This is a genomic window from Actinoplanes sp. URMC 104 (genome assembly GCF_051386375.1).
Taxonomy (GTDB): domain Bacteria; phylum Actinomycetota; class Actinomycetes; order Mycobacteriales; family Micromonosporaceae; genus Actinoplanes.
Genome location: NZ_JBPQTO010000002.1, coordinates 752,085 through 777,686, shown reverse-complemented (window position 1 = coordinate 777,686; position 25,602 = coordinate 752,085). Strand labels below are relative to the sequence as shown.

Sequence of the window (25,602 nt, the reverse complement as noted above, 5' to 3'; positions counted from 1 at the left end):
CGGCCGGGCGGGCGGGGCGGGCGCCTCAGACCTGGCGGTCGCGGCCGGCGAACCAGCCGGCGATCATCTGCGGGACGATCAGGCAGAGGACCAGCGCGAGCGGGGCCCGCCAGCTGCCGGTGGCGTCGTGCAGGGCGCCGACCAGGAACGGGCCGGGGATCGCGAGGATGTAGCCGACGCTCTGGGCGAAGGCGGACAGCCGTACGACGGTGGCGGGATTGCGGCCGCGGAGGGCGATCAGCGTCAGCACCAGCGGGAACGCCGTGTTGACGATGCCCAGGAACACGGCCCACAGCCACGGGGCGGCGGCGGGGTCCCACCACAGGCCGCCGTAGCCGGCCAGGCCGAAGACGCCCAGGCCGACGGCGATCCAGCTCTGGCTGCGCACACGACCGGCGAACGCGGAGAGGGCGAAGCCCAGCGGCACGCCCAGGAACGACGTGAGCGCGAACAGCACGCCGGCCTGCTCGGCGGAGACGCCGGAGTCGCGGTAGATCTGGGGGAGCCAGCCGATGATGACGTACGCCGAGGTGGACTGCATGCCGAAGTAGACGGCCAGCGCCCAGGCGACCGGGTGCCTGCTGACCCGTACGAGATCCTCGGTCTTCACCTCGGCGGGACGGGTGAACGGCTCGCGGGCCAGCGGGAGCCAGGACGGCACGGCCAACACCGCGACGGCGGCCCAGCAGGCGAGGCCCAGCCGCCAGTCGTTGCCGAAGGCGTGCTCGGTGAGCGGGACGGTGGCCGCGGCGGCGACGGTCGCGCCGACGTTGAGCGCGACGGTGTAGAGGCCGGTGGTGGGGCCGACGCGGTCGGGGAAGCGGTCCTTGACGACCGAGGGCAGCAGCACGTTGACGACCGCGATGCCGGCCAGCGCCACCAGGCTGAGCAGCAGGAACAGGGCCGTGCCGGGAGCGAACGGACGGACTGCCAGCCCGGCGGCGAGCACGGTGAGACCGACAAGGATCACCCGGGACGCGCCGAAGCGACGGGCCAGGCGGGGCGCCGTGAGGCCGACCGCGGCGAAGCACATCACGGGTACGGACGCCAGCAGACCGGCCACGGTCGCGCTCATACCGAGACCGTCGCGGATCTCGTCGAGCACCGGGCCGACGCTGGTCACCGCCAGCCGCAGGTTCACGGCGGCCAGCAGCAGCGCGACGAGCGCGCCGAGGCGTGTTCTGGTGGGGTTCTGTTGAGCAGCTACCACTTACCGGTCCTGCTCCTGTTCCACCTGCTGGTTCCACTCGCGCTTGGAGGACTGCCAGCCGTCCTCGTTGAGGCCGCGCCGCCAGTATCCCGAGATCGAGAGCTGGTCCATCGGGATGCCGAGCTCGACCTTGAGGTAGCGGCGCAGGTCCTTGACGAAACTCGCCTCGCCGTGCACGAACGCGTGCACCGGCCCGGCCGGGAACTCGTAGCCGCGTACGGCCTCGATCAGGGCCTCACCCACGGGCCTGGTGCCCCGGTGCAGCCAGGTGACCTCGGCGTCGGCGGGGTATTCGAGCTTCTGCTCCTCGTCCGCGCTCTCCACCTCGAGGAACGCGCGCACGGGCCGGCCTGCGGGCATGCCCTCGAGCGCGGCCGCGATGGCGGGCAGCGCGCTCTCGTCACCGGCGAGCAGGTGCCAGGCCGCGTCGGGACTGGGGGCGTACGCCCCGCCCGGGCCCATGAAACGGAAGACGTCACCCGGCTTGGCGGCGGCCGCCCACGGCCCCGCGATGCCCTCGTCGCCGTGCACGACGAAGTCGACCCACATCTCGGGGATCTCGGGCAGCCACTTGCGGACCGTGTACGTGCGGACGGCGGGCCACTGCTCGCGCGGCAGGGTCTCGCGGATCGCGCCCATGTCGAACGGCTCCGGGTAGTCGACGCCGGGCTGCGGGAACAGCGCCTTCACGTAGTGGTCGGTGAACGCGCCCGCCTCGATCCGGCCGAGGGCCTCGCCGCCGAGCACCACCCGGATCATGTGCGGGGTGAGCTGCTCCACCCGGGTGACGACCGCCTCCGTCGCCGCCCGTGCCGGCCTGTTCGCCATCCTGGACCCTCTTCCCTCGGCTCTCCCGGCGCTCCGGCTGGTAAGGCTACCCTCAGTCCGCCGGGCACGGTAAAGGGCGGCCCGCATCCGCGGACCGCCCTCTCGCCGGCTTGTTGCTGCCTACTCCCAGGGGGTGCCCGGCAGGCTCCGGCGCCGGGTCAGCGCCATGATGATCAGGCCGATCATCAGCAGGACCGCCGCGCCGCCGATCACCGCGATGGTGTTGGTGCCGGTCTTGGCGAGCAGGCCGCCGTCGTCCTTCTTCGCGCTCTCCGCTCGCACCTGGGCGACCTGGTCGGCGACCGGGGCCTTGTTGCCGGAGTTGAACTGGCCGTCGTCGTACGTGTAGTTGGTGCCGGCGGCCGCGCTGGTCGTCGCGCGGGGCTTCGGGGCCTTGGTCGCGGGCGCCTTGGTTGCCGGTGCCTTGGTCGTCGGGGCCTCGGCCGCGGGGGCCTCGGTGTCGTTGTCGACCGTGCCGGACTCGGTGTCGTCGTCCTCGGTCACCGGGGGCTGCGTGGTCGCGGGCTTGGTGGTGCCGGGCTTCGGGCGGGTGGTGGTGGCCGGCCGGGTCGGGTCGGGGGTGAAGTCGTCCTTCACCGTCGGGCCGGTGGTGGGGGTCTTGATGGGAGGCTTGGTCGGGGCGACGGTGGTGTTGGGGTTGCCCGGCGTCACGCCGCCGTTGTTCCCGCCGCCGGTGTTGCCACCGTTGTTGTTGCCGCCGGTGTTGCCACCGTTGTTCCCGCCGGTGTTCCCGCCGCCAGTGTTCCCGCCGTTGTTCCCGCCGCCAGTGTTCCCGCCGTTGTTCCCGCCGCCAGTGTTCCCGCCGTTGTTCCCGCCGCCGTTGTTCCCGCCGCCCGTGTTGCCGCCTCCGGCGTTGCCGACGGAGATGCGTACGGCGTCGATCGCCGGTGTCTGGTTGGCGCGCACCATCATCGGCGTGCGGTGGGAGCCGTCACCGGCCCACGAGGAGCACTGCGCGATGCCCGCGGTCGGCAGGCCGGGCACCTGGATGACGACCTCGTCGGGGGTCGCGCCGCCCTTGCTGTCCTCGGTGGCGACGAAGAACGCCGGCACCGGGTCGGGCGCGGGGGCCTCGTTCGTGTTCGGCAGCATCCGGCACGCGGTGTGGAAGTGGCCGCGGACCAGGCCGTCGCGCAGGACCGAGCTCTCCACGTAGTAGCCGCCCTTGCCGGCCGCGAGGAAGCGGTCGCGGATGAGGTTGCGGGTGCTGACGGTCAGCGTGAACGGCGTGTTGACCGCGACACGCCGCGGCGCGTTCGTGATCAGCAGGCTGGGGTTGTCCTTGGCCTCGCCCACCTCGCCGAACTCGGTCGAGATGCAGCGGCTGCCCTCCTGGAAGCCGTTGTGCGGCGTCAGCGTGCTGTCGGCGCACGTGTCGGTGAGGATCACCTGCCCGTTGACGACCTTGCCCGCGCCGCTGCCCTCGGGCGGGTCGTTCTCGGCGGCGCCCGAGATCTGGGCGATGCCCAGGGCCGCACCCAGGGCGGCGATCACGGTCCCGGCCGCGAACAGCCGTCGGTTGCGTCCCGACGGCGTGGCGGCCGCGCGGCGGTAAGCAGGCCTACGCATGCGTGATACCTCATCTTCGCAAAGGACCGGTCCCCCACTTTCCGACCGGCCCCCAGACGGTAAGAGGCGCCCCGCCCGAATGCAATTCCGCAATCGAAATTATCTGATTCTTAGCCCGAACTTAAGAAAAAAATATGGGCGTACGCTCGAACGCCCCACATCCTCCGAACGGCTGATGTCCGGGGTTCAACCAAGATCGCAAAAACTTCGTTGAGCTGGGGCTTAGCCTCTGGGCCGCCGCAAGCCCCTCCGGTGGCGCTTCCGGCAGCCGGCTCTCCCGGAAATGTAGTCGATGCTCGTCCGGATGTACCTATGAACAAGCTGGGAAAACGATTTCGGTACGCCATTCGCCGCGCAATTTCTGCGGCAGTGCGTCACCGCCTCCCCCGCCCACCCAGGGAAAGCGGGGGTGACGCTACGCCATGATCGGCGCACGTTGCGGGTTGTCCACAGGCGAGATTTCGCACAGAGGGCGGCTCGCCGTCGACACGGGCGGGGCGGTCCAGCGCGACGCGAAGGTCCAGGGGTCGGGCCGGACGCCGGGCGCTTCGTGGACCTCGGCAGGAAGTGCCGGGCTCAGGGGTCGGGCCGGACGCCGGGCGCTTCGTGGACCTCGGCGGGAAGTGCGGGGCTCGGGGGTCGGGCCGGACGCCGGGCGCTTCGTGAACCTCGGCGCGCAGTCCCGGGCTCAGGCGTCGTGCCAGAGGCCGCGCGCCTCGTAGACCTCGCGCAGCACGGGGAGGCGGTCGGTCATGATGCCGTCGACGCCCAGGTCCAGCAGGCGTTCCATCTCGGCGGGGTCGTCGATCGTCCACACGTGCACCTGCAGGCCCAGCCGGTGGGCGCAGGCGACGAAACGCCGGTCGACCACGGGAAAGCGGCCCTGCCGCGGGGGCACCTGGGCGGCGGCGGCCGAGGGTGGCAGGCGCAGCGGGAGACCGATCAGCGAGGCCACCCGCAGGCGGGCCACCGACCGTACGCCCAGGGAAGTGGCGACCGTGGGACCGGCCAGGGAGCGGGCGCGGGCGAGGCGGCGGTCGCTGAACGAGGCGAGCAGCACGCGGTCGGCGGCGCCGGTGTGGCGGATCGTGCGGACGGTGGGGGAGACGGCGGCGTCGGACTTCATGTCGACGTTGAAGCGGATCTCGGGCCACGAGGTGAGCACGTCGTCGAGGCGGGGCACCAGGGCGGCGCCGGAGACGCGGACGGACTGCAGGTCGGCCCAGGTGAGCGACGAGATGCGGCCGGCGTGGGCGGTCACGCGGTCGAGCGTGGCGTCGTGGAAGACGACGGGGACGCCGTCGGTGGTGGCGTGCACATCCGTCTCGACATAGCGGTAGCCGAGCTTGACGGCCCGCTCGAAGGCCTCGGCCGTGTTCTCGTCGCCGTCGGCCGCGCCGCCGCGGTGGGCGAACGCGAGCGGCGCGGGCGCGTCGAGGAAGGCGAAGGGCACGGGACGATCCTAGTGGAGATCAACAGCGGGGGCTTTGTTGCACTGAGGTAAAAGTCCGCCGTTGACATTGACCGACGCCATCGTGACTGATGATTCTTTCCTGACGGCTCGGCGGAGGGTGGCGCCCTGGAAACGATCGAGTACGACGTCGTCATCGTCGGCGGCGGGACCGCGGGGTCGGTCGTCGCCTCGCGTCTGTCCGCCGATCCCGCCGTGCGCGTCTGCCTGATCGAGGGCGGCCCGTCCGACGTCGGTGACCAGCGCGTTCTGCGCCTGCGCAACTGGCTGAGCCTGCTCGAGTCGGAGTACGACTACGACTATCCGATCGTGCCGCAGCCGCGCGGGAACTCGTATCTGCGCCATTCCCGGGCGCGCGTGCTGGGCGGCTGTTCCTCGCACAACACCATGATCAGCCTGTTGCCGCCGCCGGGCGATTTCGCGGACTGGGTGAACGCGGGTGCGACCGGGTGGTCGTACGACGAAATGGTGCCATTGTTCAAACGGCTCGCGATCACCATCGTCCCGGTGGCGAGCCAGGACCGGAATCCGCTGGCCGAGGACTTCGTCGAGGCCTGCCGCACCGCGCTGGGCGTGCCGATCGTCGAGGACTTCAACGCGGCGCCGTTCGCGGACGGCGCGGGCTTCTTCCCCGTCGGCTACTTCCCCGAGACGGGCGTACGGTCCTCCGCCTCCGTCGCCTACCTGCACCCCCACCTCGACCGGCCCAACCTGACGATCCTGACCGGCCACTGGGCGTTCGACCTCGACCCCGGCAACGGCGTCTCGGTCCGCCACGGCGACCAGGTCAAGGTCATCAAGGCCAGGCACGAGTACGTGGTGAGCGCCGGCGCGATCGACACCCCTCGGCTGCTGCTGTTGTCGGGGATCGGCCCGGCCGCCGATCTGGAACGGCTCGGCATCCGCGTGCGCCACGACCTGCCGGGCGTCGGCGAGAACCTGCTCGACCACCCCGAGTCGCTGATCCTCTGGGAGTCGAGCCGCCCGATCCCGCCGATGTCCGCGATGGACTCCGACGCGGGTCTGTTCGTGCGGCGCGACCCCGCGGCCGAGCGCCCCGACCTGATGTTCCACCTCTACCAGATCCCGTTCACGGTCAACACCGAGCGGCTCGGCTACGACGTGCCCGAGCACGGCTTCGGGATGACGCCCAACGTGCCCCGCCCGCGCAGCGCGGGCCGCCTGACGCTGGCCGGCGCCGACCCGGCGGCCAAGCCGCTGCTCGACTTCCGCTACTTCACCGACCCCGGCGGCCACGACGAGCGGACCATCGTGGACGGCCTGCGCCTGGCCCGTGAGGTCGCGGCCACGGAGCCGTTCGCGTCGTGGATCGCGCGGGAGATCGCGCCGGGGCCCGCGCTGCGATCCGACGAGGAGCTTTCCGCGTACGGGCGGGCCGCGCACCACACCGTCTACCACCCCGCGGGCACGTGCCGCATGGGCGCGCCCGGCGACCCGGCGGCGGTCGTGGACCCGGAGCTGCGGCTGCGCGGCGTGCCGAACGTCCGGATCGCGGACGCGTCGGTCTTCCCGCTGATGCCGTCGGTGAACCCGATGGTGACCGTGCTGCTGATCGGCGAACGGGCGGCCGACCTGATCAGCGCCGGACTGGCCGGACGCCGGGACGGAGGGGGCCGGGGATGACACCGATGATCGCGGTGGCGGGTCTGTGGAAGGTGTTCGGTCCCCGGGCCGAACGGGTTCCCGGCTCGCCGCTGGCGGACTTGTCCCGGGCGGAGCTGCGCGCCCGCACGGGGTGTCTGGTCGCCGTGCGCGACGTCAGCTTCGACGTGCGGCCGGGCGAGATCTTCGTGGTGATGGGCCTGTCCGGCAGCGGCAAGTCCACGCTCGTGCGCTGCCTGACCCGGCTGATCGAACCCACCAGCGGGGAGGTCGGCATCGGCGGCGAGCCGGTGCGCGCGATGAGCCCGAAGCGGCTGCGCGAGCTGCGGCGCCGGCAGGTGGCGATGGTGTTCCAGCACTTCGGGCTGCTTCCGCACCGTACGGTGCTGGACAACGTCGCGTACGGCCTGGAGATCCAGGGCGTGCCCCGGCCGGCGCGGCACCGCAAGGCGGCCGACACGCTTGCGCTGGTCGGCCTCGAGGGGCACGAGCAGCAGTACCCCGACCAGCTCTCCGGCGGCATGCAGCAGCGGGTCGGGCTGGCGCGCGCGCTGGCGGCCGACCCCGAGGTGCTGCTGTTCGACGAGCCGTTCAGCGCGCTCGACCCGCTGATCCGCCGCGACATGCAGGCCGAGGTGCGCCGCCTGCACGCCGAGGTGGGCAAGACGCTGGTGTTCATCACCCACGACCTGTCCGAGGCGCTGACGCTCGGCGACCGCATAGCCGTGCTGCGCGACGGCGAGCTGGTGCAGGTCGGCACCCCCGAGGAGCTGGTCGGCGCGCCCGCCGACTCCTACGTGGCCGACTTCGTGCGCGACGTGCCCCGCTCCGACGTGCTGACGCTGCGCTGGATCGTGCGCGACCCGGCGCCCGGCGAACTCTGCGAGGACGAGCCCCTGAGCCACCGCACGGTCATCCGCGACGCCATCCACCGGGTGCTGCGGGCCGACCGCCCGATCCCGGTCGTCGACGGCCCCCGCCGTCTGGGCGTCGTCGACGCCGACCAGCTCCTGCCCGTGCTGGTCAGCCACCACCGCCAGGTCCCCGCATGATCCCCCACCCCCGTCGCCCACTCCCCGGCGCGACACTCCCGGCGTTCGCCCCCATCCCGCCCGCGCCGCCGCGAGTGTCGCCCGTTCCGGGCGGCGAGCTCCTGGCGTTTCTCCGACTCGCCTCGCGATCGGTGAGCAATGGGCAGCGGGGGAGGGGAGGGGCGTGACGGCCACGTTGCCGCCGGTGGGGGCGGTGCGGGTGGGGGGACGAGGGCTGGACGTCGAGAAGGAGTGGGCGCCGCGGCGGCGGGGGGTGGGGTGGCGGCGGGCGGCTGCGGCGGTGCTGGTGGTGGCGACGGTGGTGGCCTATGTGCTGTTCCGCACGGAAGGGGCGGCGGACGGGCAGGATGCGGCGGCGTTCCGGGTGTTCGACGGGCTGCGGGACTGGGTGGACGCCAACCGGGACACCAGCCCGGTCTTTCTCTACGGCTTCAACTACGTGCGGCTGGGGGTGCGGCTGCTCGTCGACGGGGTGCAGGCGGCGCTCACGGGGCTGGGGTTCGCGGGGCTGGTCGCGGCGGTGGCGGGCGTCGCGGCGGTGCTGGCGGGGTGGCGGACGGGCGTGCTGGCGCTGGGCGGCCTGCTCACCTGCGCGGTGCTGGGGTTGTGGGACGAGAGCGTCGACACGCTGGTGCTGACGGTCTCGGCGGTGCTTCTGTCGGTGCTGGTCGGGGTGCCGCTGGGCGTGCTCGCGGCGCGGGTGCGGTGGGTCGGGGCGACGCTGCGGCCGGTGCTCGACGTCATGCAGATCATGCCGACGTTCGCGTACCTCGCGCCGATGACGCTGCTGTTCCTGATCGGGGAGCCGGCCGCGGTGATCGCCACGATGATCTACGCGGTGCCGGCCACGATCCGGATCACGGCGCTGGGCATCAGCGAGGTGCCGCCCACCGTGGTGGAGGCGGCGTCCGCGCTCGGCTCGACCCGGTGGCAGCTGCTCGGCAAGGTGCGGCTGCCGATGGCCCGGACGACGATCGCGCTCGCGGTCAACCAGACGATCATGCTGGCGCTGTCGATGGTGGTGATCACCGCGCTGATCGACGCGCCCGGCCTGGGCGGCACCATCGTGAACGCCCTCGAGCGGGTCAACGTCGGCGCCGCCTTCGACGCGGGGCTGGCCATCGTGATCCTCGCCGTCGTGCTCGACCGGATCACCACGAACGCCGCCCGCCGCACCCGGGACCACCGCAGCCGGCGGTCCCGGCTCGTCGGGTGGGCCGTCGCCGCGGTGGTCGCGGCCGTCGCCGCCTCGATCAGCGTGGGCCCGGGCGAGGTGCCCGGCCATTCGTTCGCGCCCGGCGTCAACGACCTGATCGGCTGGATCGAGCTGCACTGGTACGACGTCACCGAGGGCCTCAAGAACGGGATCAGCGCCGGGGTGCTCGACCCGCTCGAGACCGTGCTCGTGACCACGCCGTGGTGGCTGTTCGTCGCCGCGGTGGCCGCCTTCGGCACGCTCGTCAGCGGCTGGCGCGCGGCGCTGATCGCCGCGCTCGCCGCCGCCGGGCTGCCCGCGCTGGGCCTGTGGCAGCACTCGATGCAGACGCTCGCCACCGTGCTGGTCGCGATCGCGCTCACGATGGCGATCGGGGTGGCCACCGGTGTTCTCTGTGCCCGCCACGACCGGCTCGCCACCGCCGTGCGCCCGCTGCTGGACGCGGCTCAGACGATGCCCTCGTTCGTCTATCTGCTGCCGGCCGTGGCCCTGTTCGGCGCGAGCCGCTTCACCGCGATCGTCGCCGCGGTCATCTTCGCCGTCCCGCCGGTCGTGCGGCTGGTCGAGCGCGGCCTGCGCGACGTGCCGCCGGCCGTGGTCGAGGCCGCCACCTCGGCCGGTTCCACGCCGCGGCAGCTGCTCTGGAAGGTGCAGCTGCCGCTGGCCCGCGGCGGGCTGCTGCTCGCCGTCAACCAGGGGATCGTCATGGTCCTCGCGATGGTGGTCGTCGGCGGCCTGGTCGGCGCCGGCGCCCTCGGTTACGACGTGGTCGCCGGGTTCTCCCAGCGCGAGGACTTCGGCAAGGGCCTGGCGGCCGGTCTCGCCATCGTGCTGCTCGGCGTCCTGCTCGACCGGCTCACCCAGGGTTTCCACGACAGAGAAGGGCCTCGTTGAATGAGAACGCTCAGGACAGCCGCCGCGGCGGCCCTCATAGTGACCCTGGCCGCGTGCGGCGGCGCCACCTCGGGGGAGGGGGAGAACGAGCCGTCGGCGGGCGCCAAGGGCACGGTCAACCTCGCGATCAACCCGTGGGTCGGTTACGAGGCCAACGCCGCGGTGATCGCGTATCTGCTAGAGAAGAAGATGGGCTATCAGGTCGAGAAGAAGGAGCTCAAGGAGGAGATCTCCTGGCAGGGCTTCGAGACCGGCGAGGTCGACGCGATCGTCGAGAACTGGGGGCACCCCGACCTCAAGAAGACCTACATCGAGCAGAAGAAGGTCGCCGTCGACGCCGGCCCGACCGGCAACAAGGGCGTGATCGGCTGGTACGTCCCGCAGTGGATGACCGAGCAGTACCCGGACATCACCGACTGGAAGAACCTCAACAAGTACGCGAGCCTGTTCAAGACCTCGGAGTCGAAGGGCAAGGGGCAGTTCCTCGCCGGCGACCCGTCGTTCGTCACCAACGACGAGGCGCTGGTCAGCAACCTCAAGCTCAACTACACCGTCGTCTACTCCGGCAGCGAGGCGGCGATCATCAAGGCCGCCCAGCAGGCCACGGCCCAGCGCAAGCCGCTGCTGTTCTACTTTTACGAACCGCAGTGGCTGTTCGCCAAGCAGAAGTACGCGCGGGTCAAGCTGCCCCCGTATGCCGAGGGGTGCGACGCCGACCCCAAGAAGGTGGCGTGCGACTACCCCGATTACGTGCTCGACAAGATCGTCAGCAAGAAGTTCGCCGACGGGAACAGCACGGCGTATCAGATGATCAAGAACTTCACGTGGACCAACGACGACCAGAACATCGTCTCGGACTACCTCACCAACCAGGGCATGTCGGCCGACCAGGCCGCGGAGAAGTGGGTGAACGAGCACGAGGCCACCTGGAAGCCGTGGATCCCGGCCGGCAGCTAGGCCATGCGCACGCCGAAGGCTGTCCTGGTGCCGAGCGAGCACCACATCGGCGCGTTCCACAGGTGGGTAATCGACCGGTTGAATCCAATTCGGGGTAGTTAGTCCGGAATGCATCACGCGGATCTGCGCGCTGTCCTACCTTAGGCCACGTCCTAGTGGGGCAAATTATCCGAAATGGAGCGCAGAACTGTGTCTTCCTCACGTTCTTCGAGGGTGGTCAGGGGTGGCCTGGTGGCCGCCCTCGCTCTCTCGATAGCCGCCGCCGTGTCGCCCGTCGGCGCCTCCGCGGCCACCGAGGATCCGCTGATCGACTATCCGACGTTCAAGGGCGCGTCCAAGAACCTGGACCGTAACGGCGCGGCCGACCTGATCACGTCGGCGGGCAGCAAGGTCAAGCAGCGCATCCTGCGGCTCACGCCGGGCGGCTACCGGCAGTCCGGTTCGGCCTGGGCGACGACCAAGCTGGACGTCACCAAGTCGTTCGAGTCGGAGTTCAAGGTCTGGCTGCACCACTTCCGGCCGGGCGCCGACGGCATCGCGTTCGTCGTGCAGAACGAGGGCCCGCGGGCGCTCGGCGGCTGGGGCGGCGGCCTCGGCTACCGCGGCATCGAGCCGAGCCTCGCCGTCGAGTTCGACATCTTCAAGAACTCGAACGACTCCAGCGACAACCACCTCGCGGTGGTGCTGGGCGGCAACCCCGACTTCCAGGCGGGCACCGCCGAGGCGCCGATCGAGCTGTACGGCCGGCCGTTCGACGCCCGGGTCGTCTACAACGCCGAGGACCAGATCCTGCGGGTCTACGTCAAGTCGCTGAGCGCCGGCTCGGAGGAGCAGCTGGCGCTGGAGCACAAGATCGACCTCGCCCGGCACGTCGGCGCGGGCAGCGCCTGGGTGGGCTTCACCGCCTCCACCGGCACCGGCCTGTCGAAGCAGGACATCTACTCCTGGACCGTCCAGGGTTCCGGCGTCTGACCAGGTAGTCGCCGGTGCCGGCCGGTCCGCCGCCGGCACCGGCGGCACCTCACTGTGCAACACCCGAGTCTTGGAGAGAAGTATGTCTACGGTCCCCTACGCCCGCCCTCAGGCCGGAGCGGGAACTGAGGCCGCAACGGGAACCGAGCTGCCCCCGCCGGTGGTCGTCGGCGCGAGCGAGCCCCTGGTCAGCGTCATCATCCCGGCGCTCAACGAGGCGCGGAACCTGCCCCACGTGATGGCCGCGCTGCCCGAGGTCGACGAGGTCATCCTGGTCGACGGCGGCTCGACCGACGACACCGTCGACGTCGCCCGCCGGCTGATGCCCGGCATCCGCGTGATCCGGCAGAACCGCCGCGGCAAGGGCAACGCCCTGGCTTGCGGGTTCGCGGCCGCCACCGGCGACATCCTGGTGATGATCGACGCGGACGGGTCGACCGACCCCCGCGAGATCCCGAGCTTCATCGCGGCGCTGCGCGGCGGCGCCGACTTCGCCAAGGGCTCGCGCTTCGGCGGCGCGGGCGGCAGCGCCGACATCACGCGGCTGCGGCGCGCGGGCAACCACTGCCTGAACCTGATGGTCAACCTTCTCTTCGGCACGAAGTACAGCGACCTGTGCTACGGCTACAACGCGTTCTGGGCGCGGCACCTGGACGTCTTCGGCCTGGACAGCACCACCCCCGCCGACGGGCGGCTGTGGGGCGACGGCTTCGAGATCGAGACGCTGCTCAACCTGCGCGCCGCCCGCGCCCGCCTGCGCATCGTCGAGGTGGACAGCTTCGAGCAGCAGCGCATCCACGGCGAGAGCAACCTCAACGCGTTCACCGACGGCCTGCGGGTGCTGCGCACGATCGCGCGCGAGTGGCCGCGCCGGCACGGGGTCGCGGCTCACCGGAGCCCGGAGCGGGCGCGGTGAGAATCGGCGTCGTCACGAGCGCCTACCACCCCGACATCGGCGGCGTGGAGACGCACGTCCGCCGGTTGTGCGCGGCGCTGGCCGCCGCCGGCGACGAGGTGGAGGTGCTCACCCAGCACGCCCACGGCTCGATCGAGTCGATCGACGGCGTGCTGGTGCGGCGCTTCCCGCTCACCGTCACGGCGGCCAACTACCGCTTCTCGATCGGGCTGTGGCGGTGGCTGCGGCGCAACGCGGGCCGGTACGACGTGCTGCACGCGCACAGCTACCACGCGCTGGCCGCGCTGCCGGCCGCGCTGACCAACCGCACCCCGCTGGTGTTCACCCCGCACTACCACGGCACCGGGCACAGCCGGCTGCGCGCGGCGCTGCACCCGGTCTACCGGCCGCTGGGCCGCCGGATCGTGGCCCGCGCGGCCCGCGTCATCTGCGTCACGCGCGCCGAGCGGGAGCTGCTGACCAGCCACTTCCCCGAGGCGCGCGAGCGCATGGTGGTGGTGCCCAACGGCACCGACCCGGCGCCCGAGCTGATGGCGAGCCCCGAGCCGGGGCGCGGCATCCTCTGCGTCGGGCGCCTCGAGCGCTACAAGCGGGTCGACCGGGTGATCCGGGCGATGACCCACCTGAGCGCCGAGCACCGGCTCGACGTGGTCGGCGCCGGCCCGGCCCGCGAGGAGTGGGAGCAGCTCGCCGCCCGCCTCGGGCTGCTGCCCGACCGGGTCGTGTTCCACGGCAGGCTCTCCGACGACGCCTTCGGCGCCCGCATGGCGTCGGCCGCCGCGGTGGTGTCGGCCTCGGGCCACGAGGCGTTCGGCATGGCCGTGGCGGACGCGCTGACCGCCGGCATCCCGACCGTGGCGTCGTTCATCCCGGCGCACCGGGAACTGGCCGCGATGGCTGCGCCCGGGGCGCCGCTCTGGCTGGTCAACCCGGACGACGAAATCGCGCTGGCCGACGCCCTGCGCCACGCCGCCGCCACCGCCCGGGCCGAGCACGGCCGCAACGCGCTGCCCACCTGGAGCGACGTGGTGCTGGCCACCCGGGAGGTCTACGCGGCCGTCGCGCCGCGCGTCCGCGTGATCCAGCAGGCCGCGGGCGCGGGAGCCCGCGACTGATGACGGTGACCCGCACGGTCGCCGACGACCGGCCCGACCTCGCCGTCGCGGACCTGCCCGAGGTGTCGGCGACGGCGGACCGGCGGCCGGCGGTGGCCTGCGCCGCCACCCTGACCGTGGCGGGCGCGGCCGGCGTTGCCCTGCTCGTGGCGGCCAACCGCGCCGCCGAGTGGGACACCGGCCGCCAGTTCGGCCTGTTCTGGCTGGGCCTGCTCGTGTTCACGCTGCCCGCGGTGGCCTGGCTGGTCCGCCGTGGCACCGGAGCCCACCTGCGCGTCGCCGTGCTCACCGCGTACGCCGGGTTCACCTTCCTGCCCAAGCTGCTGCGCACGCCCGACGGGCCGCTGTTCCACGACGAGTTCGCCCACTGGCGGCAGGCGCGCGAGATCCTGCTCAACGGCCGGCTGTTCGAGCAGAACCCGATCGTCAAGGTGGTCGGCGACTTCCCGGGCCTGCACTCGACGGTCGCGTCGGTGAGCGCGCTGACCGGCGTCTCGATCTGGCACGCCGCGCTGTTCGTGCTGATCACCGCCCACCTGCTCGTGGTGCTCGGCGTGGCCGTGCTGGCCGGGGAGATCTGGCAGGACGCCCGCATCGCCGCGGTCGCCGCCGTGGGCTACAGCCTCAACAGCTCGTTCCTGTTCTTCGACACCCAGTTCGGCTACGAGTCGCTGGCGATCGCGCTGCTCGTATGGACGCTGGTCGCGCTGCACCGGGCGATGCGCGGACCGGCCGGACGCGCCCGGCTGGGCTGGTCGGCCGTGACGCTGATGCTCTCCGCCGCGACCATCGCCACCCACCACCTGACCGCGCTGGGCCTGCTCGGCGTCATGCTGATCCTCTGCGCGGTGGCGACCGCGCGGGCGCTGCGCCGCATCAATCCGCGCGCGGCCACCTGGACCGCGTGGACGCTGACCGCCGCGGCCGCGGTGCTGGTGGTGGCCTGGCTGTGGGTGGTCGCGCCGCGCACCGCCGGATACCTCGACCCCTACCTGGCCAAGGCGCTCGACCAGATCGCCGGGATGGCCGGCGGTGGCGGCTCGGGCAAGCGCACCCTGTTCCGCGAGTCGGTCGCGCCCTGGTGGGAGCGGTACGCCGCGTTCGCCGCCCAGGGCGTCGCCGGGCTGGCCATGGCGGCCGCCGCGTGGCGGCTGCGCTACCGGCGCGAGGGCGACGCGGTGTCGCGCACCGGAGCGCTCGCCATGTTCGTGCTCGGCTCGTTCTACTTCCCGGCCGCGCTGCTGATCCTCACCCCGTCCGGCGCCGAGGGCGCGCGCCGGTCGTGGGCGTTCAGCTACCTCGGCATCGCGCTGGTCGTGGCGCCGGTGGTGGTCGCGCTGCTCGACCACGCCGCCCGCCACGCCGCCCGCCGCGCCGCCCGGCTCGCGACCGCGGGCGCGCTGCTCGGCGTCTGCGCGGTCGTGATGGTCGGCAACACCGCGGCCGGCATGAACCCGTCCTACCGCTTCCCGGGCCCGCCGGTCTTCGGCTCGGACACCCGCTCGTCGACCCCCGAGGTGTTCGCCGCCTCCGCCTGGCTGCGCGCCACCCAGGGCCGCGACCTGCGGATCGTCGCCGACCGCTACTCGGGGCTGATCTTCGGCTCGTACGGCGGGCAGCGGCCGGTCACCGGCTCGCACACGTTCCCCACCTACGACCTCTACCTCGCGCAGCCCGGCGGCCCGCCGCCGCACCGGCTGATCGAGCAGCTCAGCGCGTGGCGGTTCGGCTACCTGATCGTCGACGAGCGGATGGCCCGCGAGGTGCCGGAGATCCAGATCTACTTCGAGACCAACGAGCCGATCCGGCACGACGGGCGGCCCGCGTTCACGCTCGGCCAGCTCACGAAGTTCGACAGCACGCCGTGGACCATCAAGATCTACGACAGCGGGAACATCGCGATCTACCGCTTCGACTTCGCGTCGCTGACCGGGCCGGTGCGCCGATGACGCCGCTGCGCCTGGTCACCGCCACCTGTGCCGCGCTGCTGGTGCTCGCGTTCGCCGGCGGGCCGCGCTGGGGGCTCGCGGCGGTCTGCCTGGCCGCGCTCGTCGCCGTCGGCGAGCTGTGGCTGCGCGCGCTCACCGGCGAGGCGATACCGCCGCTCACCCGGGTCGGGCTCGCGACCGTCGCGGGGCTGGTCAGCCTGCCGTTCCTCGCCATCGTGCTGCACGTCTCGGGCATCCCGATCGCTGCCCGCTGGGTCGCCATCGGGCTGGCGGTGCTGAGCGGCGTGCTCGGCGCGGTGGTGCTGTTCCGCGAGCGTTGCGGGCCGTCCCCGGCCGATCCGCGCCTGCCGGCCACGGTGGGCGCGGTGGCGATCCCGGCCCTTCTCGCGCTTGTCGCCGGGTTCGGTGCCCTGCAGGCGTACGAGCGGCTGCCGCACCCGCCGCAGCCGGGCTACACCAGCCTGGCCCTGAACGGCTGGGCCACCGGCATCGCCGGCCCGGTCGCCATCCCGGCCCGCGGCGTGCACGTGCCCGTGCGCGTGAGCAGCGCCGGGCGGCCGGCCGCCACCGTGCCGCTGCGGGTCCGCGTCGGCGCGCGCCTGGTCTCGGGCCGCCCGCTGACCGTCGAGCCGGGCGTCGTCCGCTCGGTCGACGTCTTCGTGCCCGCGCCGCCGGACGGCTGCCTGCACCGCATCGAGATCAGCCTGGGCGCCACCAGCACCGTCTTCTACGGCCGCGGACCGGCGGCGTGCTGAGGACCGTCGCGCGGGACTCCCTGGCCCGCAACAGCGTGCTGATCATGGGCAGCACGGCCGGCGCGGCCGGGCTCGGCTACCTCTACTGGCTGCTCGCCGCGCGCGAGCTCGCGCAGCCGGCGATCGGCACGGCCACCGCGCTGATCTCGGTCTCCACCGTGGTCAGCATGGTGTCCAACCTGGGCCTCGGGCACATGTTCATCCAGCGGCTGCCGGGCACGGGCGTACGGGAGTGGTCGCGGATCGTCAGCGCCGGCCTGCTGCTCGGCTGCGGCGCCACGGTGGTCGCGTCGTTCGCCGCGGCCGGGGTGCTGCCGTCGCTGGGCGGCAACTTCGCGTTCCTGCGCAGCTTCTCGGGCACGGCGGCGCTGGTCGTCACGTCGGTCGCGCTGACCGCGTCGACGCTGCTCGACAACGTCTTCGTCGCGCACCGGGCCAGCCACGGCATGCTCCTGCGCACGCTCGCGCTGGCCGTCGGCAAGCTCGCCACGCTGGCCGCGCTCACCCGGGCCGGGTACGGCGGCGCGGGCGTCGTGCTGCTGGCCTGGACCCTGCCGTCGGTGGCCGTCACCGCGTACACCCTGGCCTCGAGCCTGCCCCGGCTGCGGCCCGGCGCCCGGCCGGCAGGCGCCGGGCTGGGTGCGGAGCTGCGGCACGTCCAGGGCTCGCTGAGCGGCCACCACCTGATCAACCTGGCCCAGGCGGGGCCGACCGCGCTGCTGCCCGTGCTGGTCACCGCGCGGCTGGGGCCCGAGGCCAACGGGCACTTCTACGTGGCCTGGATGACCGCCTCGATGCTGTTCATGGTCTCGCCCGCGGTGGCCTCGGCCCTCTACGCCGAGCGCACCAACTCCGCCGCGGCCGGCCTGCCCCGCGCCTCCGCCGTCGTGCTCGCCGTGACCGCGCCGCCCGCCCTGCTGCTGTTCTTCGCCGGCGACCGCATCCTCGCTCTGTTCAGCGCGGGCTACGCCGCCGAGGGCGAGCTGCTGCTGCGGATCCTCGTGCTCGCCGCGCTGCCCGACGCGATCACCAACCTCGTCGTCGCGCACTGGCGCTCGCTCGGCGAGCTCCGCCGCTGCCTGCGGCTGAACCTGCTGATGGCCACCACCTGCCTGGCGCTGACCTGGCTCTGGCTGCCCGGCACCGGCATCGAGGCCGCCGGCATCGCCTGGCTGACCGGGCAGACCGCGGGCGCCGTGGCCGTCGGCCTCCGTTTTCTGTCGACGCGTCGAAAGGCCCCTGCCGGATGAGGATCCTGCACCTGTCCAACCTGTACGCGCCCGTGATCGGCGGGCTCGAGCGCAGCATCGCCACCAGCAGCGAGGAGCTGGTGCGCCGCGGTCACGAGGTCACCGTGCTCACGCTGGCCACGCCGCTCGCGGATCACGACGAGACGATCCGGGGCGTACGAGTCAAACGCGTGCGCAGCGTCGCCAACACCCTGCTGCCGGGCATGAACGCCGACGCCGCGAAGCCGTTCCACCCCACCACGGCCGACCCGCTGACGACCGCGGCGATCCGGCGGGTGCTGCGCTCCGGCGGCTACGACGTGGTGCACAGCCACGACTGGATGATGTACAGCTACCTGCCGCTGCGCTTCGGCCGCGACGGGCTGCCGCACGTGCACACCGCGCACGACTTCGGCTTCACGTGCGTCAAGAAGACGTACGCCCGCGGCGGCCGCACGTGTGGCGGGCCGCGGCTGGGCAAGTGCCTGCCGTGCGCCTCGCCGCAGTACGGCGGTCCGAAGTCGGCGCTGCTCACCACCGCGCTGCGCGCCCAGCGGCACCGGGGCATCGACGCGATCACCGCGATCTCGCCGGCCGTCGCGGAGGGCGTCGAGCAGGGGCGGCTGCCCGGCGACGTGCCGGTGCGGGTGATCTCGTCGCTGGTGCCGGACGGGCTGGACGAGCTCGCCCGCAGCACGCCCCGGCCGCAGTGGCTGCCGGCCGGGCCGTACCTGCTGTTCGTCGGGCAGCTCGGCGTGCACAAGGGCATCGACGTGCTGTTCACCGCGTACGAGCGGCTGGCCGCCTCGGGTGACGCGCCGGCCCTGGTGTGCCTGGGCACGCCGCGCGCGGACACGCCGCCGATCCCGCCCGGCGTGGTGGTGCGGCACAACGTCGCGCACCACGAGGTGATGGCCGCCTGGCACGGCGCCGCGGCCGGGATCGTGCCGTCGGTGTTCGAGCCGATGGGGCAGGTCGCGGTCGAGGCCCTGCTGGCCGGCACGCCGCTGATCGCCACCGCGGCCGGCGGGCTCGCCGACATGATCCGCGACGGCGAGACCGGGCTGCAGATCCCGGTCGGCGACCCGGACGCGCTCGTCGCCGCGATCCGGCGGCTGCTCGGCTCGCCGGAGCTCACCGCGCGGCTGCGCGCGGCCGGTCACCGGCGCGGGCTCGACTACACCGCCGCCCGCGTCGTCCCGCAGATCGAGGAGGTCTACCGTGCCTGCATCGCCTCCGCCGCCCGCTGACGGCCGCACCCGGGTGGTCGTCGTCGGCTCCGGCTGGCGGTTCCTGTCCGGCATCAGCTACTACACCTGCCGGCTCAGCAACGCGCTGGCGTCGCGCTACGAGGTCGGCACGATCCTCATGCGGCAGTTGCTGCCGACCCGGCTCTACCCCGGGCGCGGGCGGGTGGGGCAGCAGCTGAGCGAGCTCTCGTACGATCCGCGCGTCCGGGTCTTCGACGGCGTCGACTGGTGGGGCTTGCCGAGCCTGATCCGGGCGGTGCGGTTCCTGCGCTCGTCGCGGCCCGACGTGATCGTGTTCCAGTGGTGGACGGGCGCGGTGCTGCACTCGTACCTGGTGCTCTGCCTGGCGGCGCGGCTGCTGGGCGCCCGGGTGGTCGTCGAGTTCCACGAGGTGCAGGACACCGGCGAGGCGGCGCACCGGTGGGCCTCGCTGTACTGCCGTACGTTGATCAAGCCGTTGCTGCGCTGCACCGGGGGCGTGATCGTCCACTCCGGATACGACCGGGTGGCTGTGCGCCGGACGTACGACCTGGGCGGGGTGCCGGACGAGATCGCGCTGCACGGGCCGTTCGACCACCACGTGCCGGCCGCCCGTACGCCCTCCTCCGGCGGGCCGTGCCGCCTGCTGTTCTTCGGCACGATCCGGCCGTACAAGGGCCTGGAGGATCTGGTCGAGGCCTTCGAGCAGCTGCCGCCGGGCTACACGCTGACGGTGGTGGGGGAGACGTGGGAGGGCTGGGGTCTGCCCGCGTCGCTGATCGCGGCGTCGCCGCTCGCCTCGAAGATCACCTTCGTGAACCGGTACGTCACCGACGCCGAGGTGGACGGGTTCTTCGCGGACGCGGACCTGGTGGTGCTGCCCTACCGGCGCAGCTCGGCCAGCGGGCCGCTGCACATCGCGATGAGCCACGGGCTGCCCGTCGTGGTCACCGCGGTCGGCGGGCTGGTCGAGGCCGCCTCGCAGTACTCGGGGACGACGTTCGTCGAGCCGGGCTCGCCCTCGTCTCTCGTGGACGCGATCGTGGCGGCGACCGCCAAGACCGGAAGGCGGCACACCGACCCCTCCTCGTGGGAGCAGTCGGTGGCCGCCTTCACGCGCCTGTTCGCCGCGATGGGGATGCCGGTCGCTCAGGACGCGGTGATCACCGCGTCGTCGAACCAGATCGTGCCCTTGTTCTCGCCCGACTTGAGGTGAACCTGCATGCTGGTCGAGCCGGCCGGGGCGACCCCGTCGACGACCAGCTTGGTCCAGCCGGTGGTGCCCACCGGCAGCCACGTCGAGGACGCGCCGCCGAGCCACTTGTCGTTGACGTCGAACCAGCTGAGCGCGATCTGGGTGGTGCCCGTGGCGGCGTTGCCGCGGGCCCACACCTCGCCGTGCCACTTCTGACCCGACTTCACCGGGGTGACCGGCGAGACGCGGTACGACGGTGAGCCCGCGGCGGTCTTGCCGGTGTTGGTCATGCTGACCGACCACTTGCCGGTGCGCGCCATGCTCTGCGTCTTGACCGCGAGACCCAGCTCGGGCATGTACGCGCGCCACGGGCTCTGGCCGGCGGTGAGCTCGAAGCCCGGGTCCATCAGCGAGGCCGGCATCGCGGTGTTCGCCCAGCCCGCCTTCACGACCGCGGCGGCCGGCTTCGCGGTGCCGTCGGTGCGGTAGAGGCCGTAGCTGTACTGCGCCGGGATGCGGGACACCGCCGAGGACGGGATGGCGCCCTGGGTGAAGTCGTTGAGCGTCCACGGCGCCACCGACTGCACGCCGGCGGCCTCCGCGCCCTCGAAGACGCGGGCCAGGAACGCGGCCTGCTCGCCCTCGGTGTTCTGCAGCGTGTTGAGGCCGGCCTCGCCGATCACCATCGGGGCGGGCGCGACCGCGGCCTGCGCGTTCTTGATGACCGCGAGGGCCCGCTCGGAGTTGGTGTAGAAGTGGAAGTCGTAGTAGTCGACCGGGGTGGCGGCCAGCAGCGTCTTGATCTTCGCCATGGCGGGGGCGCCGGCCTGGCCGTCGACGGAGAAGGTCAGCGGCATGGTCGGGAACGCGGCCCGCAGCCCGGGGACGACCTTCTTGGCCCACGTGGCGGCGCGGGCGTTGTCCGGCTGGAACTCGTTCTGCACCTCGAACGAAAGCACGCGCGGGTCGTCCTTGTACCGGGTGAGCACGGTCTTCGCCCAGGCGACGCTCGCGTCGACGTCCTCGTAGGCGTCCCACCAGTCGAACAGCGTGAACTTGACGGTCATGCCGTGCGCGGCGGCCATGTCCACGAACGAGGCCAGGCGGTCCTGGTAGCCGTTCCACGGCTTGGGCCAGCCGAACGTCGTCGGGAAGATGATGACGCGGACGTTGTCGGCGCCCAGGGCCTGCGCCTTCGCCAGGTCGGCGTCGATGCGGGCGGGGTCCCAGTCGGTCCACATCTTCGACCAGCCGGCGGCCGACGGGTAGTAGTTGATCGTCTTGGCGGTCCTCACCGCGGCGAGGCGCGAGGCCCGGGTCGGGGCGGCCTCGGCGGCCCTCGCGGGGGCGGGCTTCGCGGTCGTGAGGGCCGTCGCCGCCATCGCCGCCTTCGCGGCCGACGTGGTGGCCGGCTTCGCCGCGGCGGTGGCCGGCGAGTGGGGGAGGGCAAGGCCCAGCAGGAGCGACGAGGCGAGGACGGCGGCGCAGCGGCGAGGGGTGAACACGTGGATGGTGTCCTTCGTTAGGTGTGCGGAATGTTCAGTGGGAGCGGCCCCTCTCATCGGTCGGACAGTTCGCGGGTAGCGGGATTGCTGATTGCATTGGCGTTGCCGCTGGTAGCGGGCACGGTGCATCGGCCGGGCGCCTGGAGCGGCGCCGGCTGCGAGGTGGTGGCGGCTAGTCCGCGGGGTAGTGGCGGGGGGTGTAGACGAAGGTCGAGCCGTCGCCGCGCGGAACGGCGCGGGTCTGCGACGAGCCGATGATCAGCAGGCAGCGCATGTCGACGGTCGCCGGGTCGAGCTCGGCGAGGGTGGTGACGCGGACCGACTCCGCCGGGCCGCCGACGTCGCGGCCGACGACGACCGGGGTGTCCCCGGCGCGGTGCTCGAGCAGCAGCTCGCGGGCGCTGACCAGCTGCTCGCGGCGCGACTTCGAGGCCGGGTTGTAGACCGCGATCACCAGGTCGGCGCTCGCCGCGGCCGCGAGCCGCGAGGCGATGACCGACCACGGCTTGAGCCGGTCGGACAGCGAGATCACGCAGAAGTCGTGGCCCAGCGGCGCCCCCGCACGGCTCGCGACGGCCTGCGCGGCGGTGAGCCCCGGAACGACCCGGACGGGCACGCCCTTCCACTGCGGGTCCTCGCTCACCTCCAGCACGGCCGCGGCCATCGCGAACACGCCGGGGTCGCCCGACGACACGACCGTCACCCGCCGCCCCCGCTTGGCCAGATCGAGCGCGAACGCCGCCCGCTCGGCCTCCACCCGGTTGTCGGACGGGTGCTTGCGCTGGTGCGGCTGGGTGGCGACCCGGTCCAGGTACGGCTGATAGCCGATCAGGTCGTCGGCCTCGGCCAGCGCCCCGCGGGCCTCCGCCGTGAGCCACATCGGGTCGCCGGGCCCGAGCCCGACGACGGTCACCCGGCCGCGTCCGGCGCCGTCCTCCTCCGGGCTCTCCCCGCCGCCGTCCGTCGTCCCGGCGAAGGCGGTCGCGGCGGGGCTGGGCAGCAGCGCCAGCGAGAAGTACGGCACCGACTCGGCATCGACGTCGGCGAGCCGCGCGTGACGTTCCCGGTCGGTGGTGGCGCGCTCGACGTACCAGGCGTCGTCGAGGCGGCCCGCGGTGGTCAGGGCCTCGCGGACGCCGTCGAAGGTGCGGCCGAGCTTCATCACGGCAGCGGAGTCGGTGGCGGCCAGGCGGGCGGCCAGCTCGGCGGGCGGCAGCGTGCCGGGCAGCACGGTGAGGATCTCGTCGCGTTCCATCAGCGGGCGGCCCAGCACGGCCGAGGCCGCGCTCACCGACGTCACGCCGGGCACGACCTCGGCGGGATAGCGGTGGGCGAGCCGCTTGTGCATGTGCATGTAGGAGCCGTAGAAGAACGGGTCGCCCTCGGCCAGCACCACCACGTCGCGGCCCGCGTCGAGGTGGGCGGCGAGCCGGGCGGCCGCCTCGGTGTAGAACTCGTCGATCGCGCCCTGGTAGCCGCCCGGGTGGTCGGTGTCCCCGGTGGTCACCGGGTAGATCAGCGGTTCCTCGATCTGCCCGGTGCGCAGCAGCCCGGCCGCGATCGCGCGGGCGTTGCTGCGCCCGTGCCGCGCCGCGTGATAGGCGACCACGTCGGCCGACCCGATCAGGCGGGCGGCCTTGAGCGTGATCAGTTCGGGGTCGCCGGGGCCCACCCCGACGCCGTAGAGCCGGCCGGTCACTCCGCCTCCGATGCCAGGGCGTTGACGGCGGCGGCCGTGATCGCGCTGCCGCCCCGGCGGCCCCGCACGACGAGGTGCTCGAGGTCGGAGGCGGCCAGCGCGTCCTTCGACTCGGCCGCGCCGATGAAGCCGACCGGGATGCCGAGCACGGCCGCCGGCCGGGGCGCGCCCGCCGCGATCATCTCGAGCAGGCGGAACAGGGCGGTGGGCGCGTTGCCGATCGCCACGACCGAGCCCTCGAGGCGGTCGAGCCAGAGGTCCATCGCGGCGGCGCTGCGGGTGGTGCCCAGCTTCTCGGCGAGCGCGGGCACGCGAGCGTCGCGCAGGGTGCAGACCACCTCGTTGGCGGCGGGGAGGCGCTTGCGGGTGATGCCGGCGGCGACCATCTCGGCGTCGCAGAGGATCGGGGCGCCCGCCAGCAGGGCCTTGCGGGCGACGACGGCCACCTGCGGGCTGTACGACAGGTCGCGCACCAGGTCGACCATGCCGCAGGCGTGGATCATCCGGACGGCGACCCGGGCCACCTCGGCGGGCAGCCCGCTGAGGTCGGCCTCGGCCCTGATCGTGGCGAACGAGCGCCGGTAGATCTCGGCGCCGTCCCTCTCGTACTCCATCAGATCCTCCTCGCGGCGGCGACCGCGTGGGCCGTGTCGCCGGTGTCAGTCTCCCCGCCCGGCAGCCGGGTCACGGCGTAACCGGCGGGGGTGGCCTCGACCCGCACGTGCGGGCCGGACGGGCTGCCGCACCCGCGGGCGCAGCCGATCCAGTGGACGGGCAGCCCGTCCGAGTACGCGGTGGTGGCATCGGCATCGGCCCGCACGTCCGCCAGGGATTTCGCGCAGCCGGGCCGCCCGGCGCACGCGGTCACCCCGGCCCACCGCGAGCCCGGGTCGACCGGAAGCCCGGCCTCGGTCAGCGCGCGCGCCCAGCGCCGGGCGGCCTCGGGCGTGAGGTCGCAGACGAGCACGCCCCGCCCGGGGGTGACGACGAGCCGGTCGGCGGTGGTGAGCAGGCGCAGCGCCTCGCCGCCGAGCCGGCCGAGCGGCACCAGCGCGCCGACCGCGAGAAGCCCGTCGGGCTGCGGCAGCGTGCCGATCATCGTGGCGTCCTCCGGGCGGCCCGGGACGTCCGGGTCACTCCGCAGAACCTGGCCGGCCGGCGACAGCGGGGCCCCGGACAGGGCGCCCGCCGTTTCACCGCGTCCGGTGAGCGATCGGTCGCCAGTGCCGAGGGCCTCGGCGGTGCGGGCGGCGATGCGTGCCGGGCCGTCGGGCAGCTCGTGCAGGCGCCAGGCCGGGGCGCCGGGCGTGGCCGCGGCTCGTTCGTCGAGGAAGGCGCCGGCCGCGGTGAGCAGGGCCGTCACGACGAGGCCTGCCGGGACGCGGACGCCCAGATCGTGGCCGGCGAAGAGGATTGCGAAGGCGCCGCCGGGCGCGGCGGGTGGGTCGCTCGCGGGGACGGCGGAGGTCGGGTTGCTCGCGGGGACGGCGGAGGTCGGGTCGCTCGCGGGGACGGCCGACAGGTCGGCGGAGAGGGGGACCGGGCCGACGGCGAACAGGAAACGGCCCGGGAGGGCGGCCAGGGCCGGGTCGGCGCAGAGGCCGCGGTCGAGGTCCTCGACGAGGGCGCGGATCGTGGCGCCGGCCAGCGGCGGCGCGGCGATGTTGCGTACGGTCTCGTGGGTCTCCGACGGCAGCAGGCCGGCGGCCGACAGCCGCGCCGCGAGCACCGCCGGGTCCGCCCCCCGCAGCGCCCTGAGCTGCACGTTCGCCCGCGAGGTCAGCTCCAGGTGGCCGTCGCCGAACTCGGTCGCCAGGCCGGCCAGGACCGCCAGGCGCCGCCCGGTCAGCAGGCCGCCGGGCAGCCGGACGCGCGCGAGCGGACCGTCGGCCGCGGTGTGCAACCGCAGCGCGCCGGGGCACGCGTCGACGTCGGAGGCACGAGCAGGCACGAGCCGGATACTACGTTCGACCCCCGACAGGACCGCATGCTCGGGTCGGGATCGTCACACACCGGCGCCCTCCTTGACGCGGCCACCGGGGGCCGGAGAGGCTGGGAGGCCACGAGCGTGCGACGCTGCGGAGGAAGCCGGTGCGAATCCGGCGCGGTCCCGCCACTGTCACCGGGGTGACCCCGGGAGCCAGGAACTCCGGTCGCCGTGATCTCTACTACCCGGGGCGCGGACCCCGAGGGGAGC

Annotated in this window: 20 protein-coding genes and 1 riboswitch; of the genes, 12 read left to right on the top strand and 8 right to left on the bottom strand. The window is 73.2% G+C overall.

What is annotated here, in order from left to right; translation table 11 throughout:
• Positions 1 to 25 precede the first annotated feature (25 nt).
• The 4 genes from ACSNN8_RS04495 to ACSNN8_RS04480 all read right to left on the bottom strand — a co-directional run bounded on the left by ACSNN8_RS04495 (position 26) and on the right by ACSNN8_RS04480 (position 5,081).
• Positions 26 to 1,210, bottom strand: coding sequence for a CynX/NimT family MFS transporter (locus tag ACSNN8_RS04495; protein WP_436647117.1), 1,185 nt, complete (start codon positions 1,208 to 1,210; stop codon positions 26 to 28).
• Positions 1,211 to 2,038, bottom strand: coding sequence for a siderophore-interacting protein (locus tag ACSNN8_RS04490; protein ID WP_436647116.1), 828 nt, complete (start codon positions 2,036 to 2,038; stop codon positions 1,211 to 1,213).
• Positions 2,039 to 2,158: 120 nt separating this feature from the next.
• Positions 2,159 to 3,628, bottom strand: coding sequence for a hypothetical protein (locus ACSNN8_RS04485; protein WP_436647115.1), 1,470 nt, complete (start codon positions 3,626 to 3,628; stop codon positions 2,159 to 2,161).
• Between the two features lie 688 nt (positions 3,629 to 4,316).
• Complete coding sequence (locus ACSNN8_RS04480) at positions 4,317 to 5,081, bottom strand: glycerophosphodiester phosphodiesterase (RefSeq protein ID WP_436647114.1); 765 nt, start codon at positions 5,079 to 5,081, stop codon at positions 4,317 to 4,319.
• A 126-nt stretch (positions 5,082 to 5,207) separates the two neighbouring features.
• Between ACSNN8_RS04480 and ACSNN8_RS04475 the strand changes: the two genes are divergently transcribed.
• From ACSNN8_RS04475 to ACSNN8_RS04420, 12 genes are all read left to right on the top strand, one after another.
• Positions 5,208 to 6,743 (top strand): GMC family oxidoreductase, encoded by a 1,536-nt coding sequence (locus tag ACSNN8_RS04475; RefSeq protein WP_436649404.1) that lies wholly within the window; start codon positions 5,208 to 5,210, stop codon positions 6,741 to 6,743.
• Positions 6,740 to 7,774 carry a quaternary amine ABC transporter ATP-binding protein gene (locus ACSNN8_RS04470; protein WP_436647113.1) on the top strand — a complete coding sequence of 345 codons (1,035 nt, stop codon included), beginning with the start codon at positions 6,740 to 6,742 and terminating at the stop codon, positions 7,772 to 7,774. Before ACSNN8_RS04475 ends, ACSNN8_RS04470 begins: the two co-directional genes overlap by 4 nt.
• A 163-nt stretch (positions 7,775 to 7,937) precedes the next feature.
• Complete coding sequence (locus tag ACSNN8_RS04465) at positions 7,938 to 9,884, top strand: ABC transporter permease (RefSeq protein WP_436647112.1); 1,947 nt, start codon at positions 7,938 to 7,940, stop codon at positions 9,882 to 9,884.
• On the top strand, positions 9,885 to 10,841 hold the full coding sequence (locus ACSNN8_RS04460) for an ABC transporter substrate-binding protein (protein WP_436647111.1): 957 nt from the start codon (positions 9,885 to 9,887) through the stop codon (positions 10,839 to 10,841).
• Between the two features lie 231 nt (positions 10,842 to 11,072).
• On the top strand, positions 11,073 to 11,813 hold the full coding sequence (locus ACSNN8_RS04455; RefSeq protein ID WP_436647110.1) for an L-type lectin-domain containing protein: 741 nt from the start codon (positions 11,073 to 11,075) through the stop codon (positions 11,811 to 11,813).
• Positions 11,814 to 11,895: 82 nt separating this feature from the next.
• A complete protein-coding gene (locus ACSNN8_RS04450; protein ID WP_436647109.1) occupies positions 11,896 to 12,729 on the top strand; it encodes a glycosyltransferase family 2 protein in 834 nt (277 codons plus the stop codon).
• Entirely contained in the window at positions 12,726 to 13,844 is a 1,119-nt protein-coding gene (locus tag ACSNN8_RS04445; RefSeq protein WP_436647108.1) for a glycosyltransferase family 4 protein, read from the top strand. Before ACSNN8_RS04450 ends, ACSNN8_RS04445 begins: the two co-directional genes overlap by 4 nt.
• Positions 13,844 to 15,793 (top strand): hypothetical protein, encoded by a 1,950-nt coding sequence (locus tag ACSNN8_RS04440; RefSeq protein ID WP_436647107.1) that lies wholly within the window; start codon positions 13,844 to 13,846, stop codon positions 15,791 to 15,793. The genes ACSNN8_RS04445 and ACSNN8_RS04440 overlap by 1 nt, the downstream gene beginning before the upstream one ends.
• The gene (locus ACSNN8_RS04435; RefSeq protein WP_436647106.1) at positions 15,790 to 16,548 is read left to right on the top strand and encodes a hypothetical protein; all 759 of its coding nucleotides are present in this window, start codon (positions 15,790 to 15,792) and stop codon (positions 16,546 to 16,548) included. Before ACSNN8_RS04440 ends, ACSNN8_RS04435 begins: the two co-directional genes overlap by 4 nt.
• Positions 16,542 to 17,798: a lipopolysaccharide biosynthesis protein gene (locus tag ACSNN8_RS04430; protein WP_436647105.1), complete on the top strand. Its 1,257-nt coding sequence runs from the start codon at positions 16,542 to 16,544 to the stop codon at positions 17,796 to 17,798. Before ACSNN8_RS04435 ends, ACSNN8_RS04430 begins: the two co-directional genes overlap by 7 nt.
• Positions 17,795 to 19,027, top strand: coding sequence for a glycosyltransferase family 4 protein (locus tag ACSNN8_RS04425; protein WP_436647104.1), 1,233 nt, complete (start codon positions 17,795 to 17,797; stop codon positions 19,025 to 19,027). The genes ACSNN8_RS04430 and ACSNN8_RS04425 overlap by 4 nt, the downstream gene beginning before the upstream one ends.
• Positions 18,999 to 20,222, top strand: coding sequence for a glycosyltransferase (locus tag ACSNN8_RS04420; protein WP_436647103.1), 1,224 nt, complete (start codon positions 18,999 to 19,001; stop codon positions 20,220 to 20,222). The genes ACSNN8_RS04425 and ACSNN8_RS04420 overlap by 29 nt, the downstream gene beginning before the upstream one ends.
• Here ACSNN8_RS04420 and ACSNN8_RS04415 read toward each other — a convergent pair.
• From ACSNN8_RS04415 to ACSNN8_RS04400, 4 genes are all read right to left on the bottom strand, one after another.
• A complete protein-coding gene (locus ACSNN8_RS04415; RefSeq protein WP_436647102.1) occupies positions 20,156 to 21,706 on the bottom strand; it encodes a cellulase family glycosylhydrolase in 1,551 nt (516 codons plus the stop codon). The genes ACSNN8_RS04420 and ACSNN8_RS04415 overlap by 67 nt on opposite strands.
• A gap of 172 nt (positions 21,707 to 21,878) precedes the next feature.
• Positions 21,879 to 23,405, bottom strand: coding sequence for a precorrin-2 C(20)-methyltransferase (locus ACSNN8_RS04410; RefSeq protein ID WP_436647101.1), 1,527 nt, complete (start codon positions 23,403 to 23,405; stop codon positions 21,879 to 21,881).
• Positions 23,402 to 24,019, bottom strand: coding sequence for a precorrin-8X methylmutase (locus ACSNN8_RS04405; RefSeq protein WP_436647100.1), 618 nt, complete (start codon positions 24,017 to 24,019; stop codon positions 23,402 to 23,404). The genes ACSNN8_RS04410 and ACSNN8_RS04405 overlap by 4 nt, the downstream gene beginning before the upstream one ends.
• Positions 24,019 to 25,356 carry a precorrin-3B synthase gene (locus ACSNN8_RS04400; protein ID WP_436647099.1) on the bottom strand — a complete coding sequence of 446 codons (1,338 nt, stop codon included), beginning with the start codon at positions 25,354 to 25,356 and terminating at the stop codon, positions 24,019 to 24,021. The genes ACSNN8_RS04405 and ACSNN8_RS04400 overlap by 1 nt, the downstream gene beginning before the upstream one ends.
• 130 nt (positions 25,357 to 25,486) lie before the next feature.
• Positions 25,487 to 25,555, top strand: a riboswitch (cobalamin riboswitch).
• The last annotated feature ends 47 nt before the right edge of the window (positions 25,556 to 25,602 follow it).

What these genes read in the sequence shown, in the direction of transcription:
- ACSNN8_RS04490 (WP_436647116.1), bottom strand. Translation starts at nt 2,038, where the DNA reads ATGGCGAACAGGCCGGCACGGGCGGCGACGGAGGCGGTCGTCACCCGG.
- ACSNN8_RS04485 (WP_436647115.1), bottom strand. Translation starts at nt 3,628, where the DNA reads ATGCGTAGGCCTGCTTACCGCCGCGCGGCCGCCACGCCGTCGGGACGC.
- ACSNN8_RS04470 (WP_436647113.1), top strand. Translation starts at nt 6,740, where the DNA reads ATGACACCGATGATCGCGGTGGCGGGTCTGTGGAAGGTGTTCGGTCCC.
- ACSNN8_RS04460 (WP_436647111.1), top strand. Translation starts at nt 9,885, where the DNA reads ATGAGAACGCTCAGGACAGCCGCCGCGGCGGCCCTCATAGTGACCCTG.
- ACSNN8_RS04450 (WP_436647109.1), top strand. Translation starts at nt 11,896, where the DNA reads ATGTCTACGGTCCCCTACGCCCGCCCTCAGGCCGGAGCGGGAACTGAG.
- ACSNN8_RS04440 (WP_436647107.1), top strand. Translation starts at nt 13,844, where the DNA reads ATGACGGTGACCCGCACGGTCGCCGACGACCGGCCCGACCTCGCCGTC.
- ACSNN8_RS04435 (WP_436647106.1), top strand. Translation starts at nt 15,790, where the DNA reads ATGACGCCGCTGCGCCTGGTCACCGCCACCTGTGCCGCGCTGCTGGTG.
- ACSNN8_RS04425 (WP_436647104.1), top strand. Translation starts at nt 17,795, where the DNA reads ATGAGGATCCTGCACCTGTCCAACCTGTACGCGCCCGTGATCGGCGGG.
- ACSNN8_RS04405 (WP_436647100.1), bottom strand. Translation starts at nt 24,019, where the DNA reads ATGGAGTACGAGAGGGACGGCGCCGAGATCTACCGGCGCTCGTTCGCC.